General features: G+C 59.9%; 18 protein-coding genes, 1 tRNA gene and 1 pseudogene. 13 read left to right on the plus strand and 7 right to left on the minus strand.

Features of this window, described 5'->3' with window-relative positions:
* Positions 1-16 precede the first annotated feature (16 nt).
* Genes NCN06_RS06080 through gatC form a run of 4 tightly spaced genes read left to right on the plus strand, consistent with a single transcriptional unit; the run spans position 17 to position 2,055 of the window.
* Positions 17-748 (plus strand): queuosine precursor transporter, encoded by a 732-nt coding sequence (locus tag NCN06_RS06080; protein WP_226398403.1) that lies wholly within the window; start codon positions 17-19, stop codon positions 746-748.
* Between the two features lie 41 nt (positions 749-789).
* Entirely contained in the window at positions 790-933 is a 144-nt protein-coding gene (locus NCN06_RS06085; protein ID WP_170952198.1) for a DUF8629 family protein, read from the plus strand.
* A 43-nt stretch (positions 934-976) separates the two neighbouring features.
* Complete coding sequence (locus NCN06_RS06090) at positions 977-1,765, plus strand: creatininase family protein (protein ID WP_250398735.1); 789 nt, start codon at positions 977-979, stop codon at positions 1,763-1,765.
* A complete protein-coding gene (gatC, locus tag NCN06_RS06095; RefSeq protein ID WP_115094329.1) occupies positions 1,762-2,055 on the plus strand; it encodes an Asp-tRNA(Asn)/Glu-tRNA(Gln) amidotransferase subunit GatC in 294 nt (97 codons plus the stop codon). Before NCN06_RS06090 ends, gatC begins: the two co-directional genes overlap by 4 nt.
* Before the next feature lie 7 nt (positions 2,056-2,062).
* Here the strand turns inward: gatC and crtR are convergent, their stop codons facing one another.
* Together crtR and NCN06_RS06105 are read right to left on the minus strand one after the other, a co-directional pair.
* Positions 2,063-3,094: a beta-carotene hydroxylase gene (gene crtR / locus NCN06_RS06100; RefSeq protein ID WP_115094331.1), complete on the minus strand. Its 1,032-nt coding sequence runs from the start codon at positions 3,092-3,094 to the stop codon at positions 2,063-2,065.
* A 54-nt stretch (positions 3,095-3,148) separates the two neighbouring features.
* A tRNA-Leu gene (locus NCN06_RS06105) sits at positions 3,149-3,230 on the minus strand.
* A 54-nt stretch (positions 3,231-3,284) separates the two neighbouring features.
* Between NCN06_RS06105 and NCN06_RS06110 the strand changes: the two genes are divergently transcribed.
* Together NCN06_RS06110 and ileS are read left to right on the plus strand one after the other, a co-directional pair.
* Positions 3,285-3,803, plus strand: a complete 519-nt coding sequence (locus NCN06_RS06110) for a Ycf66 family protein (RefSeq protein ID WP_226398402.1) — start codon at positions 3,285-3,287, stop codon at positions 3,801-3,803.
* Positions 3,804-3,830: 27 nt separating this feature from the next.
* Positions 3,831-6,755 (plus strand): isoleucine--tRNA ligase, encoded by a 2,925-nt coding sequence (ileS, locus tag NCN06_RS06115; protein WP_226398401.1) that lies wholly within the window; start codon positions 3,831-3,833, stop codon positions 6,753-6,755.
* On the opposite strand, the gene NCN06_RS06120 is transcribed toward ileS, so the two are convergent.
* Together NCN06_RS06120 and NCN06_RS06125 are read right to left on the minus strand one after the other, a co-directional pair.
* Complete coding sequence (locus NCN06_RS06120) at positions 6,740-7,033, minus strand: DUF7734 family protein (RefSeq protein WP_226398400.1); 294 nt, start codon at positions 7,031-7,033, stop codon at positions 6,740-6,742. The two genes, ileS and NCN06_RS06120, sit on opposite strands and share 16 nt — an antisense overlap.
* Positions 7,033-7,644 (minus strand): DUF3177 family protein, encoded by a 612-nt coding sequence (locus NCN06_RS06125; RefSeq protein WP_226423026.1) that lies wholly within the window; start codon positions 7,642-7,644, stop codon positions 7,033-7,035. Before NCN06_RS06125 ends, NCN06_RS06120 begins: the two co-directional genes overlap by 1 nt.
* 69 nt (positions 7,645-7,713) lie before the next feature.
* Here NCN06_RS06125 and NCN06_RS06130 point away from each other — a divergent pair, with 69 nt between their 5' ends.
* From NCN06_RS06130 to NCN06_RS06145, 4 genes are read left to right on the plus strand one after another with little or no spacing between them, the layout of a single operon-like run.
* Entirely contained in the window at positions 7,714-9,009 is a 1,296-nt protein-coding gene (locus tag NCN06_RS06130; protein ID WP_226423027.1) for an FIST signal transduction protein, read from the plus strand.
* 24 nt (positions 9,010-9,033) lie between these two features.
* Positions 9,034-9,738: a tRNA (guanosine(46)-N7)-methyltransferase TrmB gene (gene trmB, locus NCN06_RS06135; RefSeq protein ID WP_226423028.1), complete on the plus strand. Its 705-nt coding sequence runs from the start codon at positions 9,034-9,036 to the stop codon at positions 9,736-9,738.
* 9 nt (positions 9,739-9,747) lie between these two features.
* Positions 9,748-11,061 (plus strand): IctB family putative bicarbonate transporter, encoded by a 1,314-nt coding sequence (locus NCN06_RS06140; RefSeq protein WP_250398736.1) that lies wholly within the window; start codon positions 9,748-9,750, stop codon positions 11,059-11,061.
* Complete coding sequence (locus NCN06_RS06145; RefSeq protein ID WP_250398737.1) at positions 11,058-12,011, plus strand: BadF/BadG/BcrA/BcrD ATPase family protein; 954 nt, start codon at positions 11,058-11,060, stop codon at positions 12,009-12,011. The genes NCN06_RS06140 and NCN06_RS06145 overlap by 4 nt, the downstream gene beginning before the upstream one ends.
* Positions 12,012-12,167: 156 nt before the next feature.
* Here the strand turns inward: NCN06_RS06145 and NCN06_RS06150 are convergent, their stop codons facing one another.
* Both NCN06_RS06150 and glmM read right to left on the minus strand, forming a co-directional pair.
* Positions 12,168-13,202 carry a class I SAM-dependent methyltransferase gene (locus tag NCN06_RS06150; RefSeq protein WP_226423031.1) on the minus strand — a complete coding sequence of 345 codons (1,035 nt, stop codon included), beginning with the start codon at positions 13,200-13,202 and terminating at the stop codon, positions 12,168-12,170.
* A 222-nt stretch (positions 13,203-13,424) separates the two neighbouring features.
* Complete coding sequence (gene glmM / locus NCN06_RS06155) at positions 13,425-14,819, minus strand: phosphoglucosamine mutase (protein WP_226423032.1); 1,395 nt, start codon at positions 14,817-14,819, stop codon at positions 13,425-13,427.
* 783 nt (positions 14,820-15,602) lie between these two features.
* On the opposite strand from glmM, the pseudogene NCN06_RS06160 reads away from it, so the two are divergent.
* Positions 15,603-16,844, plus strand: a pseudogene (locus NCN06_RS06160) (lytic transglycosylase domain-containing protein); the annotation flags it as partial.
* 90 nt (positions 16,845-16,934) lie between these two features.
* Here NCN06_RS06160 and NCN06_RS06165 read toward each other — a convergent pair.
* Complete coding sequence (locus NCN06_RS06165; protein WP_226423033.1) at positions 16,935-17,438, minus strand: hypothetical protein; 504 nt, start codon at positions 17,436-17,438, stop codon at positions 16,935-16,937.
* Positions 17,439-17,501: 63 nt separating this feature from the next.
* On the opposite strand from NCN06_RS06165, the gene NCN06_RS06170 reads away from it, so the two are divergent.
* Positions 17,502-18,077 (plus strand): thioredoxin domain-containing protein, encoded by a 576-nt coding sequence (locus tag NCN06_RS06170; RefSeq protein WP_250398738.1) that lies wholly within the window; start codon positions 17,502-17,504, stop codon positions 18,075-18,077.
* Positions 18,078-18,121: 44 nt separating this feature from the next.
* Positions 18,122-18,844, plus strand: coding sequence for an FAD-dependent thymidylate synthase (gene thyX, locus NCN06_RS06175; RefSeq protein ID WP_226398390.1), 723 nt, complete (start codon positions 18,122-18,124; stop codon positions 18,842-18,844).
* Positions 18,845-18,846 lie beyond the last annotated feature (2 nt).

The raw sequence follows: 18,846 nt of genomic DNA on the forward strand, positions 1-18,846 counted from the left end.
TTGAACTCTGCAGGCTTTGGACAGCAACCTCCAGGCACGGCGTGATGGGGTGTTTCTGTTGCTGGCAGGCCTGTTCCTGGGGACCCTGGGCATGCTCAACATCCTTGGGCTGACCCGATTCCTTCAACTTGGCAGCATTGGAGGCTGGCCGATCGTGGTAGCCGTTGGCGCACTGCCCTATCCGATCACCTTCCTCTGCACCGATCTGATCAGCGAAATCTGGGGTGAGCAGAAAGCCAATCAAGTGGTCTGGGTCGGGCTGCTGCTCAACGGCTGGGTGATGCTGATTCTCTGGCTGGGAGGGGTGCTGCCAGCCATGAGCGGAAGCGACGACAGCACCTTCCGCACCATTCAGCAACTCAGCTTCGGTTCAGTGGGCGCCTCGATGGTGGCCTATCTCACGGCGCAATTCGTGGATGTGCGGCTCTTCCACTTCTGGAAACAGCGCACCAAAGGCAAAGCCCTCTGGCTGCGCAACAACGGTTCCACCTTGGTGAGTCAGCTGGTGGACACCAGTGCCGTGGTGCTGATCAGCCATTACGGCGCCCATGTGCTTCCTGTGCAACCGGAACGGTCCGTGCTGCCGCAGCTGATCAGCTTCATCGGCAGCGGCTACCTGTTCAAGGTGCTGGCGGCGCTGAGCGACACACTGCCGTTCATCTGGCTCACGGCATGGCTGAGGGCGTGGCTCGACATTCCCGGAGAAGGACGCGAACTCACAACAGAAACCAAGTCAGCGATGCATTAGCGGTGCATCCACGCCAAGCTGAGCTCAATTCAGGCCAGTTGATGGACGCAGCCACCTCCAGCTTCAACCTCGGCACTGTGCTTCTTGGCAGCATCGTGCTGTTCCCTTTGGCGTGCCTGTTTTTCGGAACACGCGGTGGCTACTACAACACCGACAAATACGACGGCAACGGAACCGCCCACTGATCGGCTGAGATTGAGCGATCATCAGGTCATTGGCTCAGCCTGAATGACCGCTGCAACTCCCGGTCCTGTCGACAGCACGGACACCATTCGTCTGGCCCTGCGCAGTTGGCCTGAAGTGGAGACCTACCTCCAAGACTGCAAAGGCGTGATCATTCCCCTTGGATCCACCGAGCAGCACGGTCCCACTGGAGCGATCGGCACCGACGCCCTCACCGCAGAAGCAGTCGCCCTCGAAGTGGGCCGTCGCACCGGCGTGTTGGTCACCCCAGCCCAGGCCTTCGGCATGGCAGAACACCACCTTGGCTTCGCTGGAACGATGAGCTTGCAGCCAGCCACACTTCTGGCCGTGCTGCATGACCTGGTGTTGTCCCTGGGGCGACATGGCTTTGAAAGGGTGTTTGTGATTAATGGCCACGGCGGCAACATTGCAACAGCCAAAGCAGCTTTTGCCCAGGCCCACGGCACTGCCACAACCCGAAATCTTCCGGTCGCCCCCCAACTGCGTTGTCGTCTGGCCAACTGGTTCATGGCGGGACCCGTGATGCGCCAGGCCCGCGATCTCTATGGCGACAAAGAAGGGCATCACGCCACACCGAGCGAAATCGCTGTCACCCTCGCTGTGGAGCCCAGTTTGCTGAGCAAGCAGCGCCCACTGCCCGACCCCGCCCCGGCAGGTCCGATTCACGGACCAGATGATTTCCGGCGCCGTCACCCCGATGGACGCATGGGGTCTCATCCCTCCTTGGCAACTGCCCAGCAGGGCGATGCCTTGCTGGAGACAGCCGCCACCGCGCTGAGCGAGGATCTGCGCACGTTCCTCGGCGAGTCATGAGCCAGATTTCCAGCGACGACGTCCGCAAGGTGGCCCATCTGGCCCGCCTTGATCTGCCCGAGGAGAAGATTGCGACCTACACCGATCAGCTTGAATCGATCCTCGAGTACGTCGGTCAGCTCCAAGAGGTGGACACCAAGGGCGTTCCAGAAACCACAAGAGCCGTTGAAGTGACCAATGTCACCCGGGCGGATGGAGTACAGCCAACACCTGTGCGGGAGGAGATTCTCAGTCAGGCGCCCCAGAGGGAGGGGGACTTCTTCAGGGTTCCAAAGATCCTCGCCGACTGAATCAGACTTATCGGGACACCCAGCGTTTGGCTTCCGTTTTGATCGCAATGCGATCAACAAAGCCAAGCCAGTGACGTCGCAACCCCCGTCCGGGCATAAACCGGGCAGCACGCCTCATTTTTCCGCTGCGACGCTTGTGACTTCGGACACCCACGAGGATGTCGTACAGGAAGTTGTAGCCATCCCTGCGGGTCTCAAAAATGCCCAACCGCTGGGGAGATCCTTTGGAATCGAGCAGAGGCTTGGTGGCCTCATAGGCCGGTTTGTACTCAAACCAGGGAATCGAAGGCCAGAGGTGATGAACCAAGTGGTAGTTCTGCCCCATGATCAGCCAGTTCATCAGCCTGCCGGGGTAGATCCGAGCATTCGTCCAGCGGTTGCGGGACGTGAACGGCCGATGCGGGAGGTAGTCGAAGAAAAGACCCAGTGTCACCCCAACCATCAAGGCAGGCGCGAACCAGCAGTTAAAGATGAATGGCAGAAAGTCAAAGCGCGCCGCAGCAAGAACTATCACCACGAAGATGCTGCGTTCCAACCCCCACTGCATCAACTCCCAGCGCCGCCAGAGGCGTCGCTGAAAGAAAAACCACTCGTGGTAAAAAAATCTTGGTGCGATCAGCCAGAGCGGTCCAAACGTACTGACGATGTGATCGGGATCGTTCTTCGGATCATTGACGTGGGCGTGATGCTCCAGGTGCACCCGAGTGAAAACGGGGAAACTGAACCCGAGTAGCAGCGCTGAGCCATGACCCATGGCTTGATTCACCCATCGATTGGGGTGGGCCGCGTTATGGCAGGCGTCATGTATCACCGTTCCTTCCAAGTGCAGCGCAAGAAAGCCGGTGCAAAGAAGCACCTGCAAGGGCCAAGCCGCCACAAACCAACCCCAGATGGTTAAAGCGGCCAGCGCATACCCCCCGAGGAACAACCCAACGGTGGGATTCCAAAAGGCAGGGGGGTCAACAAATTCGCGGGGTACCGAGCGGTAAGCCACTCCAACCGGACGAGGCTGCTGTTGTTGAGCAGTGCTCTGATGCATCCGGAGGACAGGCAACAAGTCTGGAACGTTCCCGAACCACCGTAGGGAAAGGAATGCCCACCGGGGGACTTGAACCCCCACGACCGAAGCCACTGGTACCTAAAACCAGCGCGTCTACCAATTCCGCCAGGTGGGCAATGCGCCAACTTTAGAGATCGCCCCAGAATGGGAGCAGTCCGCATCAACACGGATGCTTGCGACCCTAAGCGGCGATTTCTGCCTCCTGCTTGGCCTTGCACTCCTGCTGCTTCCCCTGTTGGCCGTTGAACTCAGTCGCCCGCGCGATGGTGTGTGGGGAGCGGTGGTGTTGCTACTGGGTCTCGTGCTGGTCACCAGCAGTGACCGGCTGAGGGGAGCCCCGATGCTCGCGGTTCTCTGCGCCGGTTTATTGATCGCTCGCTTGGGCACTGAGGTCGGACAAGCCCGGTGGAACACTCTCAGCGAAACAGAGCAGCAGCGTTTTCAATCGCTCGACCACTGGCGCACCAGCGTTCGGCAGCTCCTCATCACCACAGGCCGCGTTGGGGAAGGCATCAGCGGCATCGCCAAACAACTCAAGCCGACTGGGAAATCAGGGGTCACCGAGAAAAAATGGGTACGTCCCGAGTCCCCTGAAAACGCTGCCGCTAGCGATGACGCTGGTTCAGCAATGACCAGCACCGAGCCTGTCCCACCCGCGGATGCCACATCCCCAGAGGGCGAGGACTGATAATCCCGAGGCCAGAGCAGGGACCCCGTGAGCAAGGAGAAGCGCGACGCCGCCGCCGAGGGACGTCCCTCCTACAAAGACACGCTCAACCTGCTGCAGACGGGTTTCGGCATGCGCGCCAATGCCGTCCAACGCGAACCGGAACTGCAGTCTTTCTGGAAGAACCAAGGAATCGACGGCGAGCTGGGCCTCAAGAACAGCGGTCCAACGTTCACTCTCCACGATGGCCCGCCCTACGCCAACGGCGCTCTTCATATGGGCCATGCCCTCAACAAGGTGCTGAAGGACGTCATCAACAAATATCAGGTGTTGAACGGGCGGCGGGTGCGTTACGTCCCTGGCTGGGACTGCCACGGTCTCCCGATCGAGCTCAAGGTGCTGCAGTCGATGGATCAGGAGCAGCGCAAGGCGCTGACACCGATCAAGCTGCGCAAAAAGGCAGCCGCCTATGCCCGCAAGCAAGTGGATGGCCAGATGAAAGGCTTCCAGCGCTGGGGAATCTGGGCCGACTGGGACCAGCCTTATCTGACTCTGCAGAAGGAATACGAATCCGCCCAGATCCGGGTGTTTGGCGAAATGGTGCTCAAAGGGCACATCTATCGAGGGCTGAAGCCGGTGCACTGGAGCCCGAGCTCCCGCACAGCGTTGGCCGAGGCCGAACTGGAGTACCCCGACGGCCACACCAGCCCCAGCGTCTACGCCGCCTTCCCTGCGGTGGAGCTGCCAGCGTCCCTTCGGGATGCGCTCAGGGCTGATGGCATCGAGCTGCCAACCGATACAGAAGGTCTGGGCAAAGCCCTGCAGGTCGCCATCTGGACCACCACGCCCTGGACATTGCCGGCGAACCTGGCGGTGTCCGTGAACGAACGGCTCGACTACGCCCTTGCCGACGACGGCGCAGGCCGCCTGTTGCTGGTGGCGACTGATTTGATTGCCTCGCTGAGCTCAACCCTGGAACGGCCGCTGACCCGGCGCGCCACGGTCAAAGGCGCCCTGCTCGCTGGTTTGACCTACCGCCACCCTCTTCTTGATCGCAGCAGTCCGGTGGTCATCGGCGGCGACTACATCACCACTGAATCGGGCACGGGCCTGGTGCACACCGCTCCTGGTCATGGCGTCGATGACTTCCACACCGGCCAGAAGAACGGCCTACCGGTGCTCTGCCCCGTGGACGAAGCCGGCAACCTCACCGAGGAGGCCGGGCCGTTCGCGGGACTGAACGTTCTCAAGGATGCCAACGCCGCGATCATCGAGGCGCTTGAGGCCGCAGGCGCCCTGCTCAAGCAGGAGGCCTATGGCCACCGCTACCCCTACGACTGGCGCACCAAGAAACCCACGATCTTCCGGGCCACTGAGCAGTGGTTCGCCTCCGTGGAAGGGTTCCGTCAACAGGCACTCGATGCGATCGCTGAGGTGGAGTGGACTCCCGCCTCAGGTCGCAACCGCATCGAATCAATGGTGAAAGAGCGGGGCGACTGGTGCATCTCACGGCAGCGCACCTGGGGCGTACCGATTCCCGTCTTCTATCACCGCAGCAACGGTGACGTGCTGCTGAATGCCGACACCCTGGCTCACATTGAAGGACTGATCGCCGAACACGGTGCCGACGTCTGGTGGGAAAAAGACGAAGCTGATTTGCTGCCGGCCTCCTATGTCAACCAGGCCGATCAGTGGCGGAAGGGCACCGACACCATGGATGTGTGGTTTGACTCCGGCTCGAGCTGGGCCGCTGTCGCCAGTCAGCGCGACAACCTCAGCTATCCCGCCGACCTCTACCTGGAAGGATCCGACCAACACAGGGGCTGGTTCCAGAGCTCACTGCTCACCTCGGTCGCCGTCAATGGCCATGCGCCTTACAAGCGGGTGCTCACCCATGGCTTCGCCCTTGATGAGAAGGGCCGCAAGATGAGCAAATCCCTCGGCAATGTGGTCGACCCGATGGTGATCATCGAGGGAGGCAAGAACCAGAAGCAGGAACCGCCCTATGGAGCCGATGTTCTGCGGCTGTGGGTGAGCTCGGTGGATTACTCCGCCGATGTGCCGATCGGAGCCGGGATTTTGCGCCAGCTGGCGGATGTGTACCGCAAAGTGCGCAACACCAGCCGTTACCTGCTCGGCAACCTGCACGACTTCCATCCGGCAACCGACGCCATCCCCGTGGCCGAACTGCCGTTGCTTGACCGCTGGATGCTGCAGCGCACAGCCGAGGTGATGGATGACATCACAGAAGCCTTCGAAAACTTCGAATTCTTCCGTTTCTTCCAGCTGCTGCAGAACTTCTGCGTCACCGATCTGTCGAACTTCTACCTCGACATCGCCAAGGACAGGCTCTATGTGAGTGCCCCCCAGGACCGGCGCCGGCGCAGCTGCCAGACCGTGATGGCCCTGATCATCGAACGCCTGGCCGGGCTGATCGCTCCGGTGCTGTGCCATATGGCCGAAGACATCTGGCAGAACCTGCCCTACCCAGTCGAAGAGACCTCGGTCTTCCGCCGCGGCTGGCCCACGGTTCCAGCGGACTGGCGCGATAGCGCCCTCAGCGCTCCGGTTCAACAGCTACGGGAGCTGCGCGCTGCCGTGAACAAAGTGTTGGAAGACTGCCGCGGCCGTCAGGAACTCGGCGCATCGCTTGAGGCATCCGTGCGGATTGATGCCCGCCGCCCGGAGCTCAAGGCCGCTCTCTCCTGGCTCAATGAGGAGGGAGATGCAGAGGTGGACGGCCTGCGGGACTGGCTGCTGGTTTCACAACTGCAGATCGGTGGCGAGCCCTGGGCCGAACTGCTGGCCAGCCAAGACGACGACCTCGCGTTGATCGAGGTGAGCCGAGCGCGGGGCATCAAATGCGAACGCTGCTGGCACTACGAAGGGGATGTGGGTCAACATCCAGACCACCCCCACATCTGCGGACGCTGTGTCGGCGTCCTGGAACGCCGAACTCACCAATTGGCCTGATCCAAGAGGTCGTTCGGCGGCATCGGTCCAGCCAGCACAACCTCCTGGGTGGGCGATAAGGGACCCTGAAGCAACTCGGCCTGATCCAGGCTTGTTCCCTTGGGGAGAACAGGGGCATCAGGGTCAAAGGCGGTTGGATGGGTTGTGCTGCTGCTGAATCCACGAAAAATCAGCAACTCAAAAGGCACATCACCCACCTGCCCCCGAAGTCGGACGACCCGCTGGGGCTCAAGACGCGTTCGTTCCTCGAAAGCCTGAACCACCGCTTGATCCGTCATCAGAAATCGCCCGCCACACGCCCGTAGCGGGGCAGGCGTACCAACAACCACTGCAGGAGCCCGGCCAGGTAGGCCACCAGGGCGACATATCCCACAAAGGCAGCAACGGCCTCAGTCCACATACCACCGAATAAAAAATTGAACACCGTGGCCGCCAGGCCATGGATGCCCTGGGGAGCCTCAAGCCACGTCAAGCAGGAGGGCAACGCCAGCTGATGCATGCAACGCAAGCCTGTGATGCTCATCACCAGGCTGAGGAGTCCAAAACCACTGAACGCCCAACGCCAAACCTTCACAGCCAACGGCAGGGGACGCCAAGACGGTTGATCGACCAGCTCTTCATTGATGTCAACCCAGAACCACAGGCTGATCACCATCAAGACCGGAGCGACAGCAGCAGTGGCGTAGCCCAGGGGTCGCTGATCCATGAGAAGCAGCAGGCTGATCGCCATCAGGCTGGCCACCTTCCAATAGATGCCCAGAAGCCGAAGCACCATCGGCTCGCGACGCCATGCCGACCACATCAACAAGACCAAAGGCACACCAACAGCAAAGGTGGCGGCCAAGCGATAGGTCAGCCACACCAGAGCGCGGTACGTGAGCTCGTTCACTGAGGACTGTCACAGTCTCGCCATTATCAACGTCCCGAGCTGAGCTCCAGGGTTGATAGGGTCCGCTTCATGGCACCGTTTGCACCGTTCAGCTGGTTCCGATCCGGGGGCACTGAAGTCAGTTGCCGATCAGGGCTTTCTGCCAAAGCGTCTCTGGACGAAGCGGTGCGGGACGTGGTCGAACAACTGGGTCGACCCAGGGGCGAAGCCGATCTCGCACTCGTCTTCACCTCAACCGGTTACGCCACCGACCTACCTCGGCTACTGCCGATGCTGCGCGCCCAGATCAGCGCAAAGCATTGGATCGGATGCACAGGTGGAGGCGTAGTGGGCACCCGCGGCGACGGTAGTGCCTCGGAACTGGAGCAGACACCGGCCTTGAGCGTGACATTGCTCTCCCTGCCGGGGGCATCCATCACAACCCGACACCTCAGCACAGAAAAACTGCCTGATCTTGATGGAGCGGCCCAACGCTGGCAGGACTGGGTCGACATCACACCGGAGGATTCCCGGAGCCAGATCCTCCTGATCGACCCCACCAGCAGTGGCATCAACGATCTGATCAGCGGGCTGGACTATGCCTACCCGGATGCCGAGAAGATTGGCGGGATCGCAGCTCCCCACAACAGTCCGCACGGATCACTGCTGCTGGATGACCGCATCCTCACAGGCGCAGTGGTCTGTTCGATCGGGGGGCGCTGGCGACTCGAAACAGTGGTAGCGCAAGGCTGTCGTCCCATTGGCCCGGTGTTCTCGATCGAGCAGGTGCAGCGCAACGTGCTGTTGGAACTGAATGATGGCGGCAACAAAGCCAGCCCCATCGCCTGCCTGCAGCGGGTCCTAGCCGACCTCAGCGAACAGGAGCGCGAGCTAGTGCGTCACTCACTATTCCTCGGCGTGGAACGCAGCAGCCTGCGACTGAATTCCGACGGAGCAACCTCAGAAGCAAGTGCATTCCTCATGCGCAACCTGATTGGTGTGGATCCCAGCAACGGCGCCGTGGCCGTTGCAGAGCGAGTGCGCGCCGGCCAAAACGTGCAATTCCATCTCCGTGAAGCCACCGCATCTCAGGACGAGGCCCTTGGGTTGCTGAAGACAGCCACGGCTGATCCAAGCGACACGGTCCACTTCGGACTTCTGATGGCCTGCTTGGGACGAGGCAAGGGACTGTTCGGTCGTGCCGATGGCGACATCAGCCTGGCGCGCCAACTCATGCCGGAGCTTCCCGTGGCAGGAGCGTTCTGCAACGGTGAGATTGGGCCCATTGGCGGAACGACGCATCTGCACGGCTACACCGCCTGCTGGGGCTTGCTGCGTCAGGACCCCGAAAGCTCCTCTGGCAGTGGCTCTGACAATCTCAGTTGAGCGAGATCGCACCGCCTCGAAACCTTGCGTCAGCACGTCAATCCCCTCAGTCGCTTCTTTCAGCTGCCGCTGCAACTTCCACAACCTGAGGAGCTATTCCGGGTTCCTGATCAACCGATCCACCTCGACATCGGTTGCGCCCGTGGGAGATGCCTGCTGGGTCTGGCCGAACGTGATCCCCACTGGAACCATCTCGGCGTTGAAATCCGCCGACCCCTGGTGACTTCCGCCGATTGTGATGCGCTTGCCTCGGAGCACGGCAATGTCCGGATCCTGTTCTGCAACGCCAACATCAGTCTGGAAGGCTGGATGAAGGCCCTGGAGCAGGACCGGCTGCAACGGGTCTCGATCCAATTTCCCGATCCCTGGTTCAAACGGCGGCACCGCAAGCGACGGGTCTTGCAACCGGCGCTGCTCCTCGCCATCGCGACGGCCCTCCAGCCCGGCCGTGAACTGTTTCTTCAGAGCGATGTTCTGGAAGTCATTGAGCCGATGGTGGCTCTCACGGAACTCAGCGCCTGCTTTGACCGGCCGGCCGAGGATCAGCGTCCCTGGCGAAGCGAGAACCCACTTCCGGTTCCCACGGAACGGGAGCGCTATGTGCTCGAACAGAGCCTCCCCGTCTACCGGGTGCTGTACCGCAGGAACCAGAGTCCGCTTCCTTCAGTGTCAGATCTGGAACAGCGTTGGCAGGAGATCGATAATCCGGCGGAAGCACTCACCACCTGACCCCCCACGATGGCCTCTGCGGATGCAACCAAGGCGGCGAGCGGTGGTCCACTGTTGGCGCGCTGGCAGGGGCTGGTGGCACCGGATCAGGCGGTGCTGAAACGCCTAGAAGGACTGGCGGGGCTCCTGCTGCTGGTGCTGCTCAGTGGTCTTCCCGTGTTCACACGCACGGGATTGGCCCTGGTGATTGCAGCCTGCGGCGCCCTATGGGTGCTCTGGTGCCTTTGCAGCCCGCCACGCCGCATCGGGGCCATCTCGCTTTGGCTGATGCTCTTTCTCGCCATCGCGATTGTGGCGACGGGTTTTTCGCCTGTTCCGATCGCTGCCAGCAAAGGTCTGATCAAACTGCTCAGCTACCTGGGCGTCTATGCCTTGCTCTGCAAACTGCTGCTGAGCAATGAACGATGGTGGGACCGGCTGGTCGCCGGACTGCTGAGTGGCGGCCTGCTCAGCAGTGTTATCGCCTTGCGTCAGCTCTATGCCTCAAGCGAGGAACTGGCGGGCTGGGCGGATCCAAATTCGGTCAGCGCCGGCACCATTCGGATCTATGGCCCCCTGGGAAACCCCAATCTCCTGGCGGGGTATCTGCTGCCACTGATCCCCTTCGCGGCGATCGCTCTGGTGCGGTGGCGTGGAGTAGGAGCCCAGCTGTTTGCTGGCACCACATTGGTGCTCGCAGGAACAGCCACGCTGTTCACCTACAGCCGAGGGGGCTGGCTGGGAATGGTGGCTGCCGTCGCCGTGCTGCTTCTGTTGTTGCTGCTGCGCTGGACCCGCCACTGGCCTCCGTTCTGGAGACGTCTCGTCCCCCTAGCAGTCTTGGTTGTTGGGGCCGCTTGTCTTGTGGTGGCGGCCACCCAGATCGATCCCATCCGCACGCGCATCTCAAGCCTGCTGGCAGGACGAGGAGATAGCTCCAACAATTTCCGCATCAACGTCTGGATGGCGGCCATCCAGATGGTGCAAGACCGTCCCTGGCTTGGCATCGGCCCTGGCAATGCAGCCTTCAACAGCATCTACCCCCTGTATCAACAGCCAAAGTTCAACGCCCTCAGTGCCTACTCCGTTCCTTTGGAAATCCTGGTGGAAACCGGCATCCCCGGGCTGTTGGCCTGCCTGGGATTGCTCGTCAGCAGCCTGAGGCAGGGCCTGAAGCAGCTCAACACGGACGGGCCAAGCGCGTTGGCGGCCATCGCCAGCCTTGCTGCCATCGCTGGCCTGCTGATGCAGGGCAGCACCGACACGATCTTCTTCCGCCCCGAAGTGCAACTGATCGGCTGGTTTGCCCTGGCCACCCTGGTGAGTCGACCCGGAAAATCATGACGCTGCTCGCAGGATTCGATGCCGGACAGACCCACACACGCTGCCGCCTCAGCCTCGTTAAGAACGGCTTGCTTCAGCCTGTTGGTGAGGGCGAGGGGCCCGGCGTCAGTCATTTGGATGCCCCTCTGGGTGAGGAACGTTTTCTCAAAGCGATCCGCACAAGTGCGCAGCACGCCCTCAAAAATCACCCCACTGGCTTGATCCAGGCAGCCGTTGTCGGAGCCAGCGGCATCGAACACGGCACAGGATTGCAGCAGCGCGCCGAAGCATTGGTGGGTCAAGCCCTGGCCATCGGTGATGGCTCAAGACTGGGCAAGGTGCTGGTCACCGGAGACGAACGCACGGCCTTGCGAGGTGCGATCCCTGAAGGTGCAGGAATCCTGGCGATCAGCGGTACGGGAATGATCGTGTTGGGCCGAGGCGAGGACGGCCATGAACACCGCTGTGGCGGCTGGGGATGGCTGCTCGATGGAGCCGGCTCAGCCTTTGACCTCGGCCACCAGGGATTGCAACTGACCCTGCGCATGGCCGATGGGCGCCTGCCCGACCATCCTCTGCGCCTGCAGATCTGGAATCAGATGGGTTGCGACAGCCACGCGGCGGTGAAAGCCCGGGTGGTACAGAACGACTTCGGCACGGCGGACTTCGCGGCCTTGGCTCCGCTGGTAGTAGAGGCGGCATCCCAGGGCTGCTCGGGCGCAGAGGAGATCGTTCAGCGATCAGCAGTAACCCTCTCCAACTGCATCGATGCCGTGGCCCGGCGTCTATCGCTGCTTTCCCCCCTAGTGGTCTGCCGGGGGGGAGCCATCACCCATCTCATGGGTTTCCGCACGGCCGTGCAGCAGACCATGCGTCAGTCGATTCCCGGTGCCCGCTGGGGTGATGCCAAGGGTGATGCCTGTGATGGCGCTCTGCTGATGGCCCAGGACTTGACCGTTAGGCCAAGTTGAGATGGTCTTCGGCAACAGCAGCAAGATGCCCCGTCCCGAGCCTCAGACCGAAATGCTTTTGCGACTAACAAGTAGCTTTAGAGCTACTTGTTAGTGCGATCTATTAATACTGAACAAGAATAGCTTTCACGGCTTCAATGTTTTTCAATCATCAAGCTATAACTTCCTGAAAGCAAGTAAAAAATCCTTTGTACAAGGAAGATATTCAATTAAATAATTAGAAAATACCTGCCTACTTATCATTTCCTCTGCAAGCATAATTATAGAATCATAGTCATAAGTATGCACATGAATCGAAGCTTTCTCGAGAATCAGCTTGTCAACATATTCTTTCCTTCTTCCCTGACCCCAGGCATAATAATTCTCCGCTGATGGCAAAAATCTATTTCCGCGCTCTTCTTGCTTCAGATTACCAATATCTGTAAAATTTTGGTTAAAATCTTTAGTCCCACTTTGCTGAGGTACAACCAACAGAACTAGGCCTCCTGGCCGGAGTTTTTCGGACCAATACTTGAGATGGCCAATAGGATTATGCAAATGCTCAAAAACATGAGAGGCAAAAATAAAGTCAAGACTAGAGTCAGGCTCTCCAATATCAGAAGCTGTACCTATTTGGTAAGAACTCCAATTCTCCTTGGATTCATCATCAAAATCAGCATACAAATTTTTCCATTCATCCGCTGATTTTTCCTCTATATATTTTACTACAGTCTGGTCATTATTACTAATTTGCGGAGAAGGTCCTGGCCCTATCTCTACCCCCTTACCTTTCGCCAATCTCAAAAACTCTTTCCTTGCAATTCGTGGCGGCGAGCAGATTAAAAAATCAACATCGCAAGAGATCGTCAAACATATTTGCTCAAAGGGATTCTCCAATTGAAAAATTGACGGAAATATCAATGGCGCAAAATTAAATCTGCTAATACTTGAATATTGGCGCGAAGTCGTTGAACCGGAGAACTTAACCTCCACCGCGCCAGATTCTTCATTAAAACTTTTGACAAGTATTCCCGGTAATTTATTATTTCTCAGATGCCTTATTTTGGATATATCAAAAACCGTAATTTCACGATTAGCCTCAACACATATGCAATGGTAAATGAGTCCATTTTCTTGCATTCGAATTGGATAACTCTTCTCGGGAAATACAATCTCCTTGAGCTTCTTCTTGAAACTGTCGTGTATATTCATTTTTTTAGCAACGATTTATTCGGCAATATCTTATATGATAGAGCGACCTCACGGTTAATTCAGTCAGCCAGGCCAAGGGAGATAAAATCTATATCCAGGCAAATACAGCTACTCGAGATTTAATTTGCATACATTCTGCTGATGTTGCTGCTCAGGGGTTCAGCGAAAGAGGCTGAAGCAAGGCCTGCAATGGCGCCCTTCTGATGGCAGAGGCTTTGATCCTCAGGCCACGTTGAGATGGGCTTCAGCAACAGCAGCAAGATGCCCTGTCCATTGCTCAACAGCTTCTGACTGCTCGGCTTCCACCATCACCCGCAGCAACGGCTCCGTACCGCTGGCACGCACCAGAATGCGACCGCTCTCTCCCATCGACTGCTCCGCCGTGGCAATGGCGTCGGTGAGGGCCGTGCAATCGCTCCAGTTCTTGCGTCGCGCACGATCCATCACCCGCACATTGACCAATTTCTGGGGGTAGGCCTGAAAACTGCGGTCCAACCAATCGCTGAGGGTGATGCCCTGGGCATGACACAGGGTGGCCAGCTGCACGGCGGTCAGAACACCATCGCCACATAGCCCGTGGGAGGCCGAAAGAATGTGACCGGATTGCTCGCCACCGAGGGCAGCGCCACTGGCCACCATCGCTGCATGCACATGCTGATCTCCCACCGGAGTGCGGTCCAAAGTGCCGCCCCGCTGCTGCCAGGCCCGCTCGAAGCCGAGGTTCGACATCACGGTCGCCACCAACCGCTGATCGGGCAGCGCCTGCTGGTCCTGCAGCACTGACCCCCAGAGGAAAAGCACGTGGTCTCCATCGATGATGGATCCGCGGCCATCAACTGCCAGCATCCGATCGGCATCACCGTCAAAAGCAAATCCCATCGCCGCACCGCGCTCGATCACAGCCCGCTGCAGAGGTTCCAAATGGGTGGATCCACAGCCAACGTTGATGCGGGAGCCATCGGGCTCACCGTGAAGCACGGTGAGATCAGCCCCCAAGGCACGAAACGCATCCTCGCCGCAGGCTGTCGCGGAGCCCCAGCAAAGGTCAAGAACGATGGGAACGCCGTCGAGACGGCGTTCAGCCACCGATTGCTGCAAGACCTCCCGGTACCCATCCAGAAGGTCGGCGCTTGATCGAGCAACGCCGCAGCGAAAAGCACCCTCGTCAGCCATGGGGAGTTGCCCCTTCAGACCTGCTTCCACTTGAGCCTGGCGCTGGGCGCTGAGCTTGGCCCCATCGGCTCCAAAGACTTTGATTCCGTTGTCCGCAGGGGGGTTGTGGCTTGCGGACACCATCAAGCCACCGGCGGCACCGAGCTGGCGAATCAGCAGAGGAACCGCCGGTGTCGGACAAAGCCCCAAAGTCCACACATCGCGGCCGGCCGCCGTCAAACCGGCTGTCAGGGCAGACACCACCATGCTGCCGCTAGTCCGGGAATCCATCCCGATCAGAACAGGGCCTTCCGCCTGCAGAACCCGACCAACCCAGTAGCCGACCTGAAGGCACAAGGCCGGCGTCAGAACGGTGCCAGCAAGCCCACGGATCCCATCGGTTCCAAACCCCGGCGCAGCGTCACCGAGAGCCGGGCCAATCGGGGAACACGCCTTATGAACCATGGGTCTCAATCGTGGACAGCACCATACGAAGCGCTTCTAACGCTGCTTCCCAGGAACGTGACAGGTGCAGCTCTGCCCTCATCTGCCCTCAGTCGATGAAACGGTCGCCATTCCCGTCAAGATCATCAGAATGAGTTCTGATCCAGGTTGAGTGTGCTGGCAGGGCCGCGAATCGGAACGCTGCTGCTCCTCTCGGTTGCCAGTCTCAGCGGCTTTGCTGCATGGGGTGGGCAGCAACTGCTCAAGAGGCAGCATCAGCCCCTAACACCTGAGCTCTCGCAAGCACAGCTCTGGCAGCACTACCGCTGGTCTATCGATCCACAGACACGTCGAGAAGCCGCCTTACTGATGGTGGCCAGAGAGGAATCGAATCAACTCCTCAATAGCCAAGGTTGGGGACACGATCCGGTCGCTGCTGTGGTCCTCGAACGGGCAGCACTCACCGCCGCCGCCCAGGGCAAGACAGCGGCGGCCGAACAAACCTGGCAGCGCCTTCTTGATCGCTTTCCCGAAGAGCCCGGCTCCGCCTGGGCTCGCTTGGCTCTTGGCCAGAACAAACCCCTTTATCACCAGCAGCTGCTTCAGCAGCAACCCGCCCACCCAGCAGCGCTGACGTTGGCAGCGGGGGGTGGGCCCGAACCGCTGCAGAACCATCAAGGGGCCCTGCACCTGGCCCGCTGGAATGTGCTTTGGCCAGGGGCCCTAGAACAGATGCGTGACGCCTGCCAGGCCACGGGGGCACAGGCACCAGAGCCCGCCCAGCGCCAAAACTTGGCACAAGCAATGGCGAAACGAGGCCATGCGGAAACGGCGCTGGCCTGTCTCCAGGACGTCGATGCCGCCCCGGAAACCCAACTGGCCATTGGTCGATCCCTGCTGCTGCATGGTGACCCTGATGAGGGAACAGCACAGCTGCTGACCCTGGCACAAACCCACCCAGGCCATGCCGCAAGCCTTGAAGCGGCAAGGATTTTGAGCGAGCCGCTTTATCCCGATCCTGGGGTCCTGGATGCCCTGCCGGCAGGCGTTGAGAAGCGCTCAGCCGCCGTTGCCGCGGCTCGCGTGCGACTGGCCGACGGCAATGAAGCGGAAGCCGCCCTGAACCGGTGGCCCAACGATCCCGACATCTGGCAACTCCAATGGGATCTCGCCCGCGATGCTTTCCTTGCCGGGAATTGGGAGCGCACCCGCGACCTGTTGGACCGCCGCAGCGAGCATGGCCCTCTGCCACCACCGTTGGAGGCACGCAGGCTGTTCTGGCTTGGGCTCAGCCACCAGGAACTTGGTGAAACGGAAAAGGCTGAGCGCACCTGGCGCAGCCTGATCAGGTCCTTCCCAGCCGGCTACTACCGATGGCGCGCCATGGATCGCCTTGGGATCTCAGGACCTCTGGATCTACGCAAACAACACCCGCAGAAGGATCCACAGACCTGGCAACCCCTCAATAGCCAAGACGCCTTAGTGAACACCCTTTGGCGGCTCGGACAGGTGCATGCAGCCTGGGAGATCTGGCAGGCACAGCGTGATCCTGTGATCACGCTCCCACCCGAAGAACGTCTCGCCGAAGGCAGACTGCGCCTTGCCGTCGGAGACACCTGGATGGCACTGGATCAGCTCTGGTGGCTCAGCCTCCGCTGGCGTGATCCCAGCTGCCAGCAACGACACCTCCTCCACCGCAGCCAGTTCCCCCGCCTCTTCCAGGCTGAGATGGAAGCAGCAGCGCAGGAGGAAGATCTTGAAGCCAATCTGCTGCGAGCGATCGCCAAGCAGGAGTCACGCTTTGCACCTGGGGTCGTCTCCCCCGCAGGGGCCGTTGGCGTGATGCAACTGCTTCCATCCACAGCCACGGAGATGGCTGGCGAGCCAACCAGCACGCTGATGCTGCAGGATCCCGCCGACAACATCCAACTGGGAGCGCGATACCTCAACCAATTATTAGAGCGATGGGAGAACGACCCCTTTCGCAGTATTGCGAGCTACAACGCCGGGCCCGGCGCCGTGGCCTCATGGCCTCAGCCCACCAATGGGGAAGATGCTGCGCTCTGGGTAGAACGCATTCCGTACCCGGAAACACGCTTCTACACCAAGAAAGTGCTCGACAACCTGATCGGCTACTCAGGTGGTGATCAACCCTCCTGCGAAGAGGTTGGCCGTGGGGTTAGGCAGAAGCGTGCCAGCGACGATGCCGCCGATCACGACAGCACTCATCAGGAACAGGCACGTCCTGGCACCGGGCAGGACGCCAAGGCGAATGAGATCGAGACGCGCCAACAGCAAGGCTGAAGCCAGGATCAGAACGTCGGTAAGAACATTGAGCTTGAGCAGGTAAATGCCACCGGTAATCACCAACAGCAACGTGACGACCAACGTCATCACCCGGCTGGACGCCATGAGCATCGACACCTGCCGCAGCAGCAGATCCGGCATTGTGCAAAACACGACAACCACCTCGGCCTGCAGCAGCACGAGGCACCAGAACCAGGCCGAACTCACCCCGAAGAGAGAGGTGAACGCGGGCTGAACAACCTGCCAATGTTTCCCGAGCACAACCGCAACGAGAAACAGCACCGTCAGCAACGGCGCCCGAACCGGAAGGCTCAGCAGTCGCAGAATTGGCATGGGTGCAAGCTAGCCGCGAGCTTCCTGAGGAGCTGCCAAAGTGATGACAGCGTTTGAGGCGCGATGACACGTTCCCCAGAGTCTTCTCCCCTTGGCACGACACAGCGATGGGTGCTGGTGCTGGTCGCGGTTGCTCTCGCCCTCGGTCTGGTGATGTTGCGAGGCGGTATTCAGAGCGAAAGCCCGATGGAGCAGCTGGCGAGACGATCCCTCGACCCGCAGACTGCTTTGAACAACGGACGGCCCACACTGATCGAGTTCTACGCGGACTGGTGTCAGGTCTGCAGAGAAATGGCTCCCTCAATGCTGGAACTGGAGCAAAGTTCCCGAGAGCGACTCGATGTTGTTCTGGTGAACGTCGACAATCCCCGTTGGCAAGATCTGGTTGATCGCTACGACGTGAATGGCATTCCTCAGTTGAACCTGTTCAACGCCGAGGGGGAGCCAAGGGGCCGATCCCTCGGCCTGCGCAGCTCGGAAGAACTGCAACTCTTGAGTGCTGCACTGCTTGAGAACCAGCCATTGCCGGCCTTGCCTGGCGTCGGCAGCCTCAGCCGCCTGCGTAGTCCCTCCTCCCCTGATAGCGCATTCGCGGCAACGTCGAGCCAACCAACGGCTGGACCGCGCAGCCATGGTTGACACACCTCGCCATGATCACCACAACTCGTCACTCTGACGCTCCCATGGACCGCTTCCGGGTCGATCTGATCGCTGCCACGCCGAACCCGCAGCAATGCATCTATGCGGCCATGCATCAGGACTACAGCGAAGGTTTTGTGGCCGGAGATCGTGCCAGTTGGCCTGATGAACAACGGGCTGGGGAGATCTGCGTCAAACGTTTGCTATCCGGAGAGCGCGGCCATTACGGCCCCATGGAACATGCACAGATCGTGCTGAACGTGGGCTGGTTCCCTCATTCGGTGATGCAGCAGGCCCGCACCCATCGGGTCGGCGTGAGCTTCGATGTGCAATCGATGCGCTACACGGGCGATCGCATCTGCAGAGCAGCGGATGGGGCCCTAGAGCTTGAAGAGGTGTTTTATTTGCGGCCCGTCGGCGACTACAGCGACAGGCAGGGCAAGAAATATGCCTACACGGAAGAGCTGCGCAACCAAGATCTTGATCTGTGCCGAAGCGCTGCCGAGCGATACAGGGATCTTCTCAAAACCGGCTTCTCCGAGGAGCACGCCCGCGGCATCCTTCCGTTCGACTACCGCCAGCACTTTGTGGTGAGCTTCAGTTTGCGCGCGTTTCTCCACTTCATGGATCTGCGGGCCAAACTCGATGCTCAGCTGGAGATCCGCCAGCTCTGCGATCTGATGTGGCCCCACATGGTGGATTGGGCTCCTGAGTTCGCCGCCTGGTACGAAAAAAGCAGGCTGCATCGAGCACGACTGGCCCCTTAAAC

The sequence above is a fragment of the Synechococcus sp. MU1648 genome (assembly GCF_023630615.1).
In the GTDB taxonomy this organism is placed as follows: domain Bacteria; phylum Cyanobacteriota; class Cyanobacteriia; order PCC-6307; family Cyanobiaceae; genus Parasynechococcus.